Here is a 13,263-nt window from a genome sequence, read left to right on the forward strand (position 1 = left end):
TGAGGGGATAAAGGGGGAGCCATGTAATGCGAATTCCATGAAGAGTCCACCGATCAATACGGAATTCGGGCGGGCTAATGTGGAACGTATGGAACCGGTGGCTGAGGACTGGCAGCGCGCCCTGGCGATCGTGGCGCACCCCGACGACCTGGAGTACGGCGCGGCCATGGCGATCGCCCGCTGGACGGCGCAGGGCAAGGAGGTCGTCGAGGTCCTGGCGACCAGCGGCGAGGCGGGCATCCAGTCGATGGAGCCCGAGCGGGTCGGGCCGCTGCGCGAGGCCGAGCAGATCGAGGCGGCGCGCCGGGTGGGCGTGGCGACGGTGGAGTTCCTCGGCTTTCCCGACGGCACGCTCGAGTACGGCCTGCCGCTGCGCCGGGAGCTGGCGCGGGCGATCCGGCGGCACCGCCCGGAGGCCGTCGTCTCCCTGAACTTCCGCGAGACGTTCGGCGGCGGCAACTTCAACATGGCCGACCACCGGGTCCTGGGCCCGGCCGTCGTGGACGCGATCCGCGACGCCGCCAACCCGTGGGTCTTCCGGGACCTGGCCGAGCCCGCCTGGCAGGGCGTGCGCTTCGCGCTGTTCGCCAACTCCCCGCAGGCCGCGCACTACGTGGACGTCACCGACCATATGGAGACCGGCCTGCACGCCCTGCGCGCGCACAAGGTCTACTTCGACAACCTCGACGGCGACTTCGACACCGAGGGCATGATCCGCTCGATCGTCGCGGAGACCGGCGCGTCCGTCGGGGTCCCGTACGCCGTGCCCTTCGAGCAGATCTGAGGCCCGTTCCGCCGACCTTGAAACGGGTCCTGGAACGGTAGGGTTCCCGTGGCGGCCGTGCCCGGGCGGGGCGGCCCGAGGCCTGGACATCGGGGGAGTGACGTGCGGAGCAGTGTCGAGGTGCTCTTCAGGCGGCTGGATCCGGAACTGCCGGTGCCCGCCTACGCGCATCCGGGGGATGCCGGAGCCGATCTGCACGCGGCGCGGGACGTGGTGCTGGAGCCGGGGGAGCGGGAGGTCGTGCCCACCGGGCTGGCCATCGCGCTGCCTGATGGTTTTGCCGCTTTTGTCCATCCGCGTTCTGGTCTGGCGGCTAAATTGGGGGTGACACTCGTCAACGCGCCCGGCACCGTGGACGCGGGATACCGGGGTGAGATCATGGTCACCCTGATCAACACCGACCTCCGGGAGACCGTGCGGCTGGCCCGGGGGGACCGCATCGCCCAGCTGGTGATCCAGAAGGTGGAGCGGGCGGCCTTCCACGAGGTGGAGGAACTGCCGGGATCGGCCCGCGGAAGCGGTGGTTTCGGCTCCACCGGGGGATACGCTCAGCGGGCGCACTCATAACGAAGGAGTAGTCAAGTGGCTTTCGGACGTCGTCGTCAGGAAGAGAAGCCGGCGGCGGAGACCGCCGGGACCGAGGCCGAGGCGCCCGAGACGGGTGAGGCCGCCGGCGGTCCCTGGGACGCCGCCGTGGACACGGTGCCCGAGATGGAGCGGCTGGACTTCGGCGCGCTGCAGGTGCCGATCGGGCCCGGCATCGAGGTGCAGGTCAACCTCGAGCCCAACGAGTTCGACGCCGAGGGCAACCCGGTCAACGGCCGGATCGTGGCGATCACCGTGGTCGCCGGGGAGAGCAGCATGCAGCTGCAGGCGCTGGCCGCCCCCAAGCGCTCGGGGATCTGGGACGAGCTGCGCAAGGAGCTCGCCGAGGAGGTCACCGAGAACGCCCAGGGGCAGGTGCAGGACGCCGAGGGCCCGTTCGGTCCCGAGCTGCACGCGATGATCCCGGCGCCGCTGACCCCGGAGGTCCTGGAGCAGATGCCGCAGGAGATGCGCGAGCAGATCCCGCAGGAGATCATCGACCAGGGCTACGCCTGGCAGCCGCTGCGCTTCATCGGCGTGGACGGCTCCCGCTGGTTCCTGCGCGCCGTCGTCACCGGCGCAGCGGTCCAGGACGAGGAGCAGTGGCAGTTCCTGGAGGACGTGTTCCGCCAGGTGGTCGTGGTCCGCGGCGACCACCCGATGCCGCCGCGCGAGCTGCTGGAGCTCACCCTGCCCGCCGAGGCGCAGCAGGCCTTCGCCCAGCAGGAGGACGAGGACGAGGCCGAGGACGGCTTCGACCCGTTCCGCCGCGGCCCCGAGATCAGCGAGGTCCGCTGACCGCGCGCCCGCACTGACGCGCCCGCCCCGGCGGGAGGAGGGGCCCCGGCCGGTAACCACCGGCCGGGGCCCTCGTCGCTTCGCGCGCCGCCTCAGGAGACCGTGCGGTCCGCGGTGTCGGCGTGCCCGGTCTCGATGGTGAGCGGGGCGGTGGGCGAGGTCGAGCGCCGGATGACCACCTCGGTGGGCAGGACGGGCCGGGGCGGGGTGCGCCCGTTCAGCAGGTCCAGCAGCGCCAGCATGGCGCGGGCGCCGAGCTGCTCGGCCGGCAGCCGGACCGTGGTGATCTCCAGCGCCTCGGCCAGGAGCACGTCGTCGAAGCCGGTGATGGCCACGTCGCCCGGCACGTCGAGGCCGAGCGCCTGCGCGGCCTTGTGGGCGCCGACGGCCAGGGTGTCGTCGTCGCAGACCAGCGCGGTGGGCCGGTCCGGCCGCGACAGCAGCCGCATCGCGGCCTCGAAGCCGGTGGTGATGCTGATCGCCGCCCGCTCGGTGACCACGTCGGGCACCCTGGCCTCCAGCGCCGCCGCCCGGCACTGGAACGTCCAGACGTCGATGTCGGCGGCCACGTGCCCGATCCGGCGGTGGCCCAGCGCGAACAGGTGCCCGGTCAGGTCGTGCATGGCGCCGTCGATGTCGAAGTTGACGGTGGGCGCCGCGCCGCCCGGGTCGCTGTCGAGCATGACCAGCGGGACCGGCCGCCGCATCCCGGCCAGGGACGCCTCGGCCATGGAGGAGGCGAGCATGCCGTCGATGGCCTCGTGCGGTCCGTTGAAGGGTCCGTCGAGCTCCAGCGGCCAGGTGAAGACGACCAGGCTGAACCCGTGCTCGGCGGCGACCCGGGCCGCGCCGATGTAGACGGACGAGAAGAACGGCGCGGTGATCGTCGGGGTGACGAGCATGATCGTGCGGGTCCGGCCGAGACGCAGGTTGCGGGCCGCGGGGTTGGGGCGGTAGCCCAGGCGTTCGGCGGCGTCGCGGACCTTCTGCGCGGTGCTCGCCGAGACCCTGCCCGGCCACTTGCCGCTGAGGACCATCGAGACGGTGGACTGGGAGACTCCCGCCGCCGCGGCCACGTCCTTGCTCGTGGGCGGAGTTTCTGCAGGCATCACGCCCCTTGAGATTAGGGTGAGGTCTGGTGGAACACGAAGTATTACGTACGGGCCGGAGAGCAGAGACATCGCCTGTGTCTTATGCCCGCCCTCGTCATACGTATTACTTTCGCATATCCCCGCATACCCCCACAAGCGAGGAGAAAAATGCGCGTCTATGGAGAGCTCCTGCGTGTCCCCTGGGCGGCCCGCCTGCTCGGCGGCACCCTGCTGGGACGCCTGCCGAACGGGATGGGGGCGCTGGCCATCGTCCTCTTCACCCGCGCCGAGGACGGGAGCTACGCCCTGGCCGGAGCCCTGTCGGCGGTGCACGGGCTGGCGACGGGAGTGGGGCAGCCCCTGCTGGGCAGGATGATGGACCGGCTCGGCCAGCCCAGGATCCTCCTGCCCAGCGCCCTGCTGGCCGGGCTGGGATTCGTGCTCTTCGCCCTCACCGGGATCTCCTCCGTCCCGCTGGCGGTCCTCACCGTGGCGCTGGCGGGCTTCTTCACACCGCCCCTGGAGCCGGGGCTGCGCGCCCTGTGGCCCCGGGTGCTGCACCGGCCCTCCCACGTGCAGGCCGCCTACTCCATGGACGCCGCGGCGCAGGAACTGATCTTCACCTTCGGCCCGCTCCTGGTCGTCCTGGCCGGGCTGGCCTCCGACACCGCGTCCCTGTACGCGGCGGCGCTGCTGGGGCTGGCCGGGACGCTCGTGGTGGTCACCTCCCGGCCCTCCCGCGACTGGCGGGGCGAGGTCCGCGCCGCGCACTGGGCCGGCGCGCTGCGCTCCCGCGGGCTGCTGCTCCTCGCCTCCTGCCTGGGCTTCGTCGGGCTGAGCCTGGGCGTGCTCATGGTGGCGATGCCCGCCTACGCCGAGGGGCGGGGCCAGGAGGGCGCCGAGGGCTGGCTGCTGGCGGTCAACGCGCTGGGCGCGCTCACCGGCGGGCTGGTCTACGGCTCCCGCGTCTGGCCAGGCGCGCCCGAACGGCGCATCCTCCCGCTGCTGGCCGGGCTCACCGCCGGTTACGCGCTGCTGGCGCTCACACCGTCGCTGCCGGTCATGGTGCTGCTGTCCTACCTGGCGGGCGTCTGCCTGGCCCCGGTCCTGGCCTGCGTCTTCGGGCTGGTCGAGGGGCTGGCGCCGACCGGCACCGTCACCGAGGCGTTCGCCTGGATCGTGGCCTTCATGACGGTCGGCACCTCGGCGGGCTCCGCGCTGGCCGGCTGGCTCCAGGAGGAGGCGGGCAACCGCGCCTCCTTCTCCGGCGCCGCGCTCGGCGGGCTGGCCGCCGTCGCCCTGTGCGCGCTGGGCGGGGCCTGGCTGCGGGCGCGCCCCGGGGCGAAGGCCGTGTGACGGGGGAGAAGCCAGGATGATCCGGGAATGAACGCGGACTGCCGGTGAGGGGACGAGATGCCGTAGCCTCTGCTTCATGGACGAAGCGCCTGAGAGGGGCGGCCTGCGGAGGTTCCTGCGCCGCCTCGCCTCCAGCAACGCCGAGCTCGAAGCGGAGGAGCTCAAGAAGGACACGGGCGCTGAGGGTGCGACGCCGATCGCCCAGTGCGGGGAGCGCCGCCGCGCTCAGGTCGCCGGTACGCTACGTACCGTGACCCTGCGTCCACGGGGCGGGGCCCCCGCCCTGGAGGCCGAGCTCTACGACGGTTCGGACGTGGTCAACCTCGTCTGGCTCGGCCGCCGCCGCATCGCAGGGATCGAGCCCGGCCGCCGGTTGCGCGCCGAGGGCCTGGTGAGCCTCCAGGACGGTCGCAAGGTCATCTTCAATCCGCGCTACGAGCTTCGGGGAATCACGTGACAGAGGCCGACGCCTTCGCAAAATCCACCGACGAGCAGGCCAGGCAGACCGTCGAGGCGGCGGTCCGCACCCAGCTGAGCAAGGCGCTCGGCGGGGTGCGCGGGACGGTCGAGAGCGCGGTCCCCACCATCGCCTTCACCCTCTCCTGGCTGATCACGCACGACCTGCGGCTGTCGGTGGGGCTGGGCGTCGGCTCGGCGGTGCTGCTGCTGGTGGTCCGGCTGGCCCAGCGCTCCACCGTGCAGTTCGTGCTCAACAGCCTGTTCGGCATCGGCATCGCCGCGTTCTTCGCGCTGCGCACCGGCAAGGCCGAGGACGCGTTCCTGCCGGGCATCCTCTACAACGCCGGCTACGCGGCGGCGATGATCTTCTCGATCGCGGTGCGCTGGCCGGTGGTGGGGTTCATCATCGGCTCGGTCACCGGCGACCCGACCGCCTGGCGCGAGAACCCGGCGGTGGTGCGCCTGTGCTCCAGGCTGACCTGGCTGCTGGTGCTGCCGTGCCTCCTGCGGGTGGTGGTGCAGTACCCGCTGTACCTGGCGGGCATGGTCGGCTGGCTGGGCACCGCCAAGATCGCGCTGGGCTGGCCGCTGCAGGTCGCCTCCTTCGGGGCGATGGTCTGGGTGCTCGCCCGGGGCAGGACCCCGCTGGAGTCCCCCGCCGCGGCCGGGAACGCAGAACCGGGCGCCCGTCCGGCGCCCGGCGAGTGACTGCGCGCTAACGGGCGCCGGCGCGCCTGCGGCGGGCGCCGATGCCGACCAGGATCAGGCCCGTGCCCAGCAGGGCCAGTGCCAGGTCCACCCGCGACTGGGTGTCGCTCCCGGTGTCCGGCAGCTCCTCGACGGCCGTGCGCGGCGCCGGGACGGGCGCGGCGGGAGCCGCCGGAGCAGGAGCCGCCGGGGCGGGGGCGGCCGGCCTTTCGGGAGCCTCCCGGGGCCCCGGGGCGTCCTGCGGCAGGTGCGGCATCGGCCGGGGCCGCACGGGGCCGGGGAACTCCTCCCTGTCCCGGGTGGGAAGGTACCTGATCACGGTGGGCCGGACGGTGGCGTGGTTGTCCTCCGGGTGCAGGTCGGGCACGCCGGACACGGCCTCGAAGCGCCTGACGTAGATCAGCCCGGGTGAGGCCTTGGGCGTCGCCCTGAACACCACGTGGAAGGTCTTGCTCTGCTGGGCCTCCAGGGTGCCCAGCTGGCAGGTGACGCCCTGGCCGGCCTGCGCGGTGCAGCCCTGGCCGGCCTCGACCTGCACCGCGGTCTGCGGCGGCGAGGCGGCCGGGGCGCTCACGGTGACCCCGGTGGCCGGGGACGGGCCGCGGTTCTCCACGGTGAACGTGTAGGTGATCTTCTGTCCGGGCTGGAGCTGCGCCGGGCCGTCGGCGGTCACCACCAGGTCCGAGGTCGGGGAGACGGTGTGGGCGGGGAAGGACCCGTGTGTCGTCCCGCCGCTCCACTCGACCGTGACCTTGCCCTGGACGGTGGTGGCGGGCTTGGCGCTCTCCGCCACCTTGGTGGTGATCGTCCCGGTGTGGGTCTTGCCCTCGCCCAGGGGGCCGACGGCGCAGACCACGTCCTTGCCCTGCATCGAGCAGTTCCCCTGCCCGGAGACGAACTCCAGGTCGTAGGGGACGGGGGCCACGAAGAAGACCTCCTCGGCCCGCTCCGAACCCAGGTTGGTGATGGAGTACGGCCACTCGTAGGTCCGGCCGGGCACGAGCGGGCCCTCGGGGCCGCCCATGTCCAGCCGGATCTCCGGCCGCCGGGCCTCGACGGGCCGGGCGGCCCTGCGCTTCTTCTTCCGCGCCTTCTCGGCCTTGGCCGGACGGGCCGGCCGCACCAGTGACTTGGGCCGTTCCTTCGGCTGCTGCCACCGGGGCTGCGGCACCGGCTGCCCGTCCGCGGCGTGGGCGGGCGCGGGGAGCCCGGGAGCGAGCCCCGCGACCGCCAGGGCCGAGACGAGCGTGACGGCGCCGGTACCGCGCCTGAAGCTGTGGATCATCGACGGACTCCCGAAGTTATTGAGAGTAACCGTTGTAATCCGAAGAGTGCCGACTCTCCTAACGTGCCCCCGAGGCACGCCGGTCAAGGTCCGGTAAAGGCTAGCGGCGGGCCATCGCGGTCATGACGTGGCCCATCAGGGTGATGAGCACCTGGCGCGTGGACTCGCGGCTGCGGGCGTCGCAGTTGATGACGGGGATGTCGGGATCGAGGTCCAGCGCCACCCGGATGTCGTCGGGGGTGTGGTTCTTGCCCCCCTCGAAGGTGTTCACCGCGATGATGAACGGCAGCCCGCGCCGCTCGAAGTAGTCGATCGAGGCGAAGCAGTCGGCCAGCCGGCGGGTGTCGACCAGCACGACCGCGCCGAGCGCCCCCTCGGACAGCTCGTCCCACATGAACCAGAACCGGTCCTGGCCCGGCGTGCCGAACAGGTAGAGCACCAGCCCGGTCCGCAGGGTGATGCGGCCGAAGTCCATGGCGACCGTGGTGGTGCGTTTCTGCTCCACGCCGGTGAGCTCGTCCACCCCGACGCTGCGTTCGGTCAGCTGTTCCTCGGTGCGCAGGGGGCGCATCTCGCTGACCGAGCCGACCAGCGTGGTCTTCCCCGCGCCGAACCCGCCCGCCACCAGGATCTTGACGGCGAGCTCGGCCTCAGAGGGCCTGGAGTCCATGAATTACCTCTTCGATGATTCTGGGATGGGGGAACTGTGCCACCGGAGCGGGACGGCGCATCGTGATGTGCCGGTCCGCGAGCAGGTCGCCGAGCAGCACCTTCACCACGCCCACCGCGAGGTCGAGTTCGGCGGCCACTTCGGCCACCGTCAGCGGACTGTGGGCGAGGCGCAGGATCGCCTCGTGTTCCGGGGACAGGAGCAGCGAACCGTACACCGGTTCGGAAGTGCGTACCACGAGTGTCATCAGATCGAGACCGGACGGATGCCCGGAGGCGGTCCGGCCCCCGGTGAGGGTGAAGGGGCGGACGATCGGCCCCGCCTCCTCGTCGAGCCACTCGTGGCCGGTCATGACTGGCTCGCCGTCCGGGGCCGCGCGGACAGGTGCCGCCCCACCCGGGTGACCAGCATGGCCATCTCGTAGGCGATGACGCCCACGTCGGCCTTGGCGTCGGCCAGGACCGCCAGGTTGGCGCCCTGGCCGGCGGAGGTGACGAAGAGGAAGGCCTCGTCCATCTCCACGATCGTCTGGCGGACGGCGCCGCCCTGGAACTGCTCGCCGGTGCTGCGGGCCAGGCTCTGGAAGCCGGAGGCCAGCGCGGCCAGGTGCTCGGCGTCGTCCCGGGCCAGTTCCCGGGACTGGCCGACGACCAGGCCGTCGCTGGACAGGACGACGGCCTGCCTGACCTGGGCCACCCGGGTGACCAGGTTGTCGAGCAGCCAGTTGAGATCACCGGGTTCGGTCATGGGCGCTCCTCAGAGGGAAGGGACGGGTCGTCGGCCAAGGAGGTCGATTCGGAGCGGCCGCGCTCCCAGCCCCGCTGCATCGCCGACATGCGCAGCCGCAGGTCGTCGGGGGAGCGTTCGGCTCCGGCGGCCGGCGGCACCGCGCCGACGGGCCCCGGGGCCGCGGGCGCGGGACCCGCGGGCGCCGCCTCGGCGGACGGCTGGGACCGCGCCTTGCGCCGCCGCCGGGGAAGCCCCTGGTGGAACTCCGGCTCCGCGGGGGGATCCTCCACCAGGACGGGCCGGGGGGACGCCGCCCGCGCCGCAGGCGCGGGGTCCGGAGCGGCCTCCAGCGGGGCGGGGGAGGGGGCGGTCGCGCGCCTCTCCCGGGGCTCTGCGGGCTCCGCCGCGGGCAGGTCCGTGCTGAGGATCCTGGTGGGGAGGAAGACCACCGCGGTGGTGCCCCCGTAGGGGGACGCGCGCAGGGAGACCTTGATGTCGTGCCGCCGGGCCAGCCGGGCGACGACGAACAGGCCGAGCCGCGCGCTGTCGGAGAGGGCGAGGTCCGGCGGCGCGGCCAGCCGCTCGTTGAGCTGCTCCAGCACGTCGGCGGGCAGGCCCAGGCCGCGGTCCTCGATCTCCAGCACGTACCCGGAGGCGACGCCCTGCCCGGAGACCTCGATCGGGGCGTCCGGCGGCGAGTACTGGACGGCGTTCTCGATGAGGTCGGCCAGCAGGTGGATGGTGTCGGCGACGGCGGGGCCCAGCACCGCGATCCCCGGCATGGGCAGCACCCGGACCCGGGTGTAGTCCTCCACCTCCGAGGCCGCGCCGCGCACCACGTCCATGAGCGGGACGGGCGAGCGCCAGCCGCGTCCGGGCGCCTTGCCCGCCAGGATGACCAGGCCCTCGGCGTGCCGCCGCATCCGGGTGGCCAGGTGGTCGAGCTGGAACAGCAGGGCCAGCTCGTCGGGGTCGTCGGCGTCGCGCTCCATCTGGTCCAGCAGCGACAGCTGCCGGTGCAGCAGCGCCTGGTTGCGGGAGGCCAGGTTGACGAACACGTCGCGGACGGTGCCCATGGTGGCGGCCTCGTGCCGGGCGGCCTCCAGGACGGCCGACCGCGCGGCGGCGAACGAGCGGAAGACGCGCTCGATCTCGGTGACGCTGAACCGCACCCCGGAGGGGGCGCCGGGGTCGGTGATCCGGTCGCCCTTGCGCACCATCTCGGCGAGCACGGGCAGCTGGTCGCGGGTGAAGTCGCCGACGGTGTCGGCGAGCGCCCGGCTCTCCCGGATGAGCCTGCGCGCCACCCGCCAGGCGATGACCAGCGAGAGGACCACGGCCAGCAGGCCGATGCCGCCGAGCAGGCAGATGTGCAGCAGCACGCCGAAGGAGGCCGACAGCTCCCGCTCGTCGAGCTCCTCGCGCAGGCCGGTCTCCAGGTCCTGCAGGTCGCCGAGCACCTTGCCGGTGGCGGCGTCCCACTCCTGCTGGGGCACCGCCGCGGTGCCGCGGGTGATGCGCTCCTCCATCTGCACGAGCCGCTGGTAGTCGACGGTGTTGAAGAGGGCGTTGTAGCGGTCGCGCTCTCCGGCCGGCAGCTGCGGGAGGATGTCGTCGTAGATGTAGTCGCGGGCGCCGACGGCCGCGGTCAGCTCCTTGCGGTCCCAGGAGCCGGCGGCGGCGGGCAGCCGGCCGACGGCGACGGCGTCGGCGCGGGAGACCTGCTCCCTGGCCAGGCTCAGCGAGATGAGCAGGGCGTTGTCGCGGGCGAGTTCCGGTTGCACGGGGACGACGGCCCGCTGGACGCTGAAGGCGCCGTCGACCAGGTTCTGGAAGTGGGTGTAGACCTCGGCGCGGTTGCGGGCGCCGCCGTCGTCGACGAGGGAGCGCAGCAGCGCCAGGCTGCCCAGTTCGCGGCCGAGCCGGTCCATGGGGTCGCGGACGTCCTCGCCGACGGAGCCGCGCAGGTTGCGGCTCGAGATGTTGCGGTCGAAGACCTCGCGCGCCGAGTCGGTGAGGTCGCGGTAGGTCTGCAGCTGGCCCGGCCGCACCCCCGCCGGGAGGCTCATGATGAGCATCGACAGCCTGCGTTCGTGCTGGAGCGCCCCGACCAGCTCCCGGACCGGCTGCACCAGGTCCGCCTTCAGCGTGCGCGCCCTGGCCAGGTCGAGCCCTTGGGACAGGACGCTGGCCGCGGTGAACGCCCACAGCACGACGAGCGCGGTGAGCGGGACTGCCAGCAGCGAGATGATCGCGGATCTGATCGGCTGGCTGCGCGAACGTCGCATGCCCGGCAGGCCTCCGTGGGGGGTTCCGTCGGATGGTCACAGTGAAACGGCGGGGACGTGCGGAGCCTACTACGGGGGTGATCTCCTGCGCTTCCCCGGGCATATCGCACAAAGTAAGTACGTTACGGGACTACCCTTACCCCGTGACCGAACTCCCCGATGTGACTCCCGACGCGCTGCCCACCCGGCGCCGTGCCGGTCGTCGCGGCGGCCGACACCGCGGCGGCTCCTTCACGCTCCCGCCCGACTCACCCGCCGTGGTGCTCGCCGGCGGGCCGCCCGAGGTCATGGCCGAGATGGCACGGATCATCACCGCGATGCACCCCGGAATCCCCGTGCACGCCGGAGCCGACGCCGAACTGAGCCTGATGGACGGCGACCCCGCGGCCGTGGTCGTGCCGCTGCTGCTCACCCCCGACCCCGCGGTCGAGACCGCGCTGCGCCAGGGCCTGGCCGAGCTGCCCATCCTGGTCTCCGAGGGGCTCGGCCCGCACCCGCTGCTGGCCGAGGCGCTGCACATGAGGCTGGCCGAGTCGGGCCTGGCCCGCGCCGACCGCATCCGCATGATGAGCATGGTGACCGCCGCGGACGGCGTCGTACTGGCCTGCCGCGCCGTCGACGAGAGCGCCGAGGTGACCTCGGTGCTGCTGGCCTCCCGGCTGGCCGTCCCCGTGGTGGCCGCGCCGCTGGGCGACCCGGCGGCGCTGGCCGCCGCCGCCGAGTCGCTGCGCGGCATGGGCTCCCACCGGCCCGCGCTGTCCCCCTGCGCGCTGGACGTGGACGAGACCGAGCTGGCCAAGGCCGCGGCGGACGCGGGCGCCGAGCCGGCCCGCCCGCTGGGCGCGCATCCTGCGGTGGCGCAGCTGGCCGTCCTGCGGTACGTGGAGGCCCTGGAGGCCGCCTACTACCAGTCCGGCGGCCTGGAGGAGTGACGCTCCGGCACGGAGCGCGGTGACCGCACACGACGAAGCCCCCGGGTCGGCGGACCCGGGGGCCTCTTTCGTTCCGCGGCGGTTCAGCGGGGGCTGAGCAGGTCCCCCAGCTCGTCCTCGACGTCCTGGCTGGCCACGAACATCAGCTCGTCCCCGGCCTCCAGGGTGTCGTCCTTGGACGGCACGAGCACCCGCCCCTCGCGCAGGATCGCCACCAGCGCGGTGTCCCTGGGCCACTGGACGGTGCCGACGCGCTGGCCGTTGAGCGGGGCGTCGTCGGGCAGGGTCAGCTCGACCAGGTTGGCGTCGCCCTGGCGGAACGTCATCAGCCGCACCAGGTCGCCGACGCTGACCGCCTCCTCCACCAGCGCGCTGAGCAGGCGGGGGGTGGAGACCGCGACGTCGACGCCCCAGGACTCGTTGAACAGCCACTCGTTCTTCGGGTGGTTGATCCGGGCCACCACCCGGGGCACCCCGTACTCGGTCTTGGCCAGCAGCGAGACCACGAGGTTGACCTTGTCGTCGCCGCTGGAGGCCACCACCACCTGGCAGCGCTCCAGCGCCGCGTCGTCCAGCGAGGAGATCTCGCAGGCGTCGGCCAGCAGCCACTCGGCGCGCGGCACCATCTCCACCTTGATGGCCTTGGGGTCCTTGTCGATGAGCAGGACCTCGTGCCCGTTCTCCAGCAGCTCCTGGGCGATGGAGCGGCCGACGGCGCCGGCCCCGGCGATCGCTACGCGCATGTCACTCGCCCTCCTGGACGCGCTCGGCCAGCGCCTCGGTGATCCGGTCGATGTCGGCGGTGCGGGCCATCACGTGCACCACGTCGCCGTCCTGGATGACGGTGTCCCCGGTGGGGACCACGGCCTCGCCGAGCCGGTTGAGGAAGGCCACGCGGGTGCGCGCGGCGCTCTCCAGGTCCGCGACCCGGGCGCCGATCCAGGCCGGGTCGGTCTGCACCTCGGCGAGCTTGACCTCGCCGGTGGGGTCGCGCCACAGCGGCATCGCCCCGTCGGGAAGCAGCCGGCGCAGCATCTGCTCGGCGGTCCAGCGCACGGTCGCCACGGTCGGGATGCCCAGCCGCTGGTAGACCTCGGCCCGGCGGGAGTCGTAGATGCGCGCGACGACGTTCTCCACACCGAAGGTCTCCCGCGCCACCCGCGCGGAGATGATGTTGGAGTTGTCGCCGCTGCTGACCGCGACGAAGGCGGAGGCCTTCTCGATCTGCGCCTCGATGAGGACGTCCCTGTCGAAGCCCATGCCGATCACCCTGCGGCCCTTGAACGTCCCGCGCAGCCGGCGGAACGCCTCGGGGCTCTGGTCGATGATGGCGACCGAATGGCCCTTGTCCTCCAGGATATGGGCCAGGGTCGAGCCGACCCGGCCGCATCCCATGATGACGATATGCACGAACCGTCCCGTTCTCGATCGTGAAGATGTTCGGTGGCTGTACGCGACAGTATCCCCCTGAACGGGTCAAGGCCCGGTCTACCGCGATTCGGGATACCGGCCCCCGGGCTCCGCCGCGCCGCCGCCGGGGGGGAGTCCGTCAGGAAAACGTATGCGGGCGCCGGTTAG

Annotated in this window: 15 protein-coding genes; 7 read left to right on the plus strand and 8 right to left on the minus strand. The window is 72.8% G+C overall.

Going from position 1 to position 13,263, the window contains the following annotated elements:
- Window positions 1-88 precede the first annotated feature (88 nt).
- The 3 genes from C2865_RS30320 to C2865_RS30330 all read left to right on the plus strand — a co-directional run bounded on the left by C2865_RS30320 (window position 89) and on the right by C2865_RS30330 (window position 2,167).
- Window positions 89-784, plus strand: coding sequence for a PIG-L deacetylase family protein (locus C2865_RS30320; RefSeq protein WP_106402032.1), 696 nt, complete (start codon window positions 89-91; stop codon window positions 782-784).
- Window positions 785-886: 102 nt separating this feature from the next.
- Complete coding sequence (dut, locus tag C2865_RS30325; RefSeq protein ID WP_106402033.1) at window positions 887-1,351, plus strand: dUTP diphosphatase; 465 nt, start codon at window positions 887-889, stop codon at window positions 1,349-1,351.
- A gap of 15 nt (window positions 1,352-1,366) precedes the next feature.
- Window positions 1,367-2,167, plus strand: coding sequence for a DUF3710 domain-containing protein (locus C2865_RS30330; RefSeq protein WP_106402034.1), 801 nt, complete (start codon window positions 1,367-1,369; stop codon window positions 2,165-2,167).
- A gap of 92 nt (window positions 2,168-2,259) precedes the next feature.
- On the opposite strand, the gene C2865_RS30335 is transcribed toward C2865_RS30330, so the two are convergent.
- Window positions 2,260-3,276 (minus strand): LacI family DNA-binding transcriptional regulator, encoded by a 1,017-nt coding sequence (locus C2865_RS30335; protein ID WP_106402035.1) that lies wholly within the window; start codon window positions 3,274-3,276, stop codon window positions 2,260-2,262.
- A gap of 150 nt (window positions 3,277-3,426) precedes the next feature.
- Between C2865_RS30335 and C2865_RS30340 the strand changes: the two genes are divergently transcribed.
- From C2865_RS30340 to C2865_RS30350, 3 genes are all read left to right on the plus strand, one after another.
- On the plus strand, window positions 3,427-4,614 hold the full coding sequence (locus tag C2865_RS30340) for an MFS transporter (RefSeq protein WP_106402036.1): 1,188 nt from the start codon (window positions 3,427-3,429) through the stop codon (window positions 4,612-4,614).
- A gap of 76 nt (window positions 4,615-4,690) precedes the next feature.
- A complete protein-coding gene (locus C2865_RS30345) occupies window positions 4,691-5,071 on the plus strand; it encodes an OB-fold nucleic acid binding domain-containing protein (RefSeq protein ID WP_106402037.1) in 381 nt (126 codons plus the stop codon).
- Entirely contained in the window at window positions 5,068-5,781 is a 714-nt protein-coding gene (locus C2865_RS30350; RefSeq protein WP_106402038.1) for a DUF3159 domain-containing protein, read from the plus strand. Before C2865_RS30345 ends, C2865_RS30350 begins: the two co-directional genes overlap by 4 nt.
- A gap of 7 nt (window positions 5,782-5,788) precedes the next feature.
- Here C2865_RS30350 and C2865_RS30355 read toward each other — a convergent pair whose 3' ends face one another.
- The 5 genes from C2865_RS30355 to C2865_RS30375 all read right to left on the minus strand — a co-directional run bounded on the left by C2865_RS30355 (window position 5,789) and on the right by C2865_RS30375 (window position 10,753).
- Window positions 5,789-7,066, minus strand: coding sequence for a COG1361 family protein (locus C2865_RS30355; RefSeq protein ID WP_106402039.1), 1,278 nt, complete (start codon window positions 7,064-7,066; stop codon window positions 5,789-5,791).
- Between the two features lie 100 nt (window positions 7,067-7,166).
- On the minus strand, window positions 7,167-7,736 hold the full coding sequence (locus tag C2865_RS30360) for a GTP-binding protein (protein WP_106402040.1): 570 nt from the start codon (window positions 7,734-7,736) through the stop codon (window positions 7,167-7,169).
- Entirely contained in the window at window positions 7,717-8,088 is a 372-nt protein-coding gene (locus C2865_RS30365; protein WP_106402041.1) for a DUF742 domain-containing protein, read from the minus strand. Before C2865_RS30365 ends, C2865_RS30360 begins: the two co-directional genes overlap by 20 nt.
- Window positions 8,085-8,483, minus strand: a complete 399-nt coding sequence (locus C2865_RS30370) for a roadblock/LC7 domain-containing protein (protein ID WP_106402042.1) — start codon at window positions 8,481-8,483, stop codon at window positions 8,085-8,087. Before C2865_RS30370 ends, C2865_RS30365 begins: the two co-directional genes overlap by 4 nt.
- Window positions 8,480-10,753 (minus strand): sensor histidine kinase, encoded by a 2,274-nt coding sequence (locus C2865_RS30375; protein ID WP_106402043.1) that lies wholly within the window; start codon window positions 10,751-10,753, stop codon window positions 8,480-8,482. Before C2865_RS30375 ends, C2865_RS30370 begins: the two co-directional genes overlap by 4 nt.
- A 143-nt stretch (window positions 10,754-10,896) precedes the next feature.
- On the opposite strand from C2865_RS30375, the gene C2865_RS30380 reads away from it, so the two are divergent.
- On the plus strand, window positions 10,897-11,685 hold the full coding sequence (locus tag C2865_RS30380; protein WP_232835885.1) for a sirohydrochlorin chelatase: 789 nt from the start codon (window positions 10,897-10,899) through the stop codon (window positions 11,683-11,685).
- Between the two features lie 83 nt (window positions 11,686-11,768).
- Here the strand turns inward: C2865_RS30380 and C2865_RS30385 are convergent, their stop codons facing one another.
- Together C2865_RS30385 and C2865_RS30390 are read right to left on the minus strand one after the other, a co-directional pair.
- Entirely contained in the window at window positions 11,769-12,428 is a 660-nt protein-coding gene (locus C2865_RS30385; protein ID WP_106402045.1) for a potassium channel family protein, read from the minus strand.
- A 1-nt stretch (window position 12,429) separates the two neighbouring features.
- A complete protein-coding gene (locus tag C2865_RS30390) occupies window positions 12,430-13,095 on the minus strand; it encodes a potassium channel family protein (protein WP_106402046.1) in 666 nt (221 codons plus the stop codon).
- Window positions 13,096-13,263: the final 168 nt, after the last annotated feature.

The organism is Actinocorallia populi, from assembly GCF_002995495.1.
Lineage (GTDB): Bacteria > Actinomycetota > Actinomycetes > Streptosporangiales > Streptosporangiaceae > Actinocorallia > Actinocorallia populi.

Coding starts and splice junctions, on each gene's coding strand:
- C2865_RS30320 (WP_106402032.1), top strand. CDS start 89: ATGGAACCGGTGGCTGAGGACTGGCAGCGCGCCCTGGCGATCGTGGCG.
- C2865_RS30335 (WP_106402035.1), bottom strand. CDS start 3,276: ATGCCTGCAGAAACTCCGCCCACGAGCAAGGACGTGGCCGCGGCGGCG.
- C2865_RS30340 (WP_106402036.1), top strand. CDS start 3,427: ATGCGCGTCTATGGAGAGCTCCTGCGTGTCCCCTGGGCGGCCCGCCTG.
- C2865_RS30345 (WP_106402037.1), top strand. CDS start 4,691: ATGGACGAAGCGCCTGAGAGGGGCGGCCTGCGGAGGTTCCTGCGCCGC.
- C2865_RS30355 (WP_106402039.1), bottom strand. CDS start 7,066: ATGATCCACAGCTTCAGGCGCGGTACCGGCGCCGTCACGCTCGTCTCG.
- C2865_RS30360 (WP_106402040.1), bottom strand. CDS start 7,736: ATGGACTCCAGGCCCTCTGAGGCCGAGCTCGCCGTCAAGATCCTGGTG.
- C2865_RS30365 (WP_106402041.1), bottom strand. CDS start 8,088: ATGACCGGCCACGAGTGGCTCGACGAGGAGGCGGGGCCGATCGTCCGC.
- C2865_RS30370 (WP_106402042.1), bottom strand. CDS start 8,483: ATGACCGAACCCGGTGATCTCAACTGGCTGCTCGACAACCTGGTCACC.
- C2865_RS30375 (WP_106402043.1), bottom strand. CDS start 10,753: ATGCGACGTTCGCGCAGCCAGCCGATCAGATCCGCGATCATCTCGCTG.
- C2865_RS30385 (WP_106402045.1), bottom strand. CDS start 12,428: ATGCGCGTAGCGATCGCCGGGGCCGGCGCCGTCGGCCGCTCCATCGCC.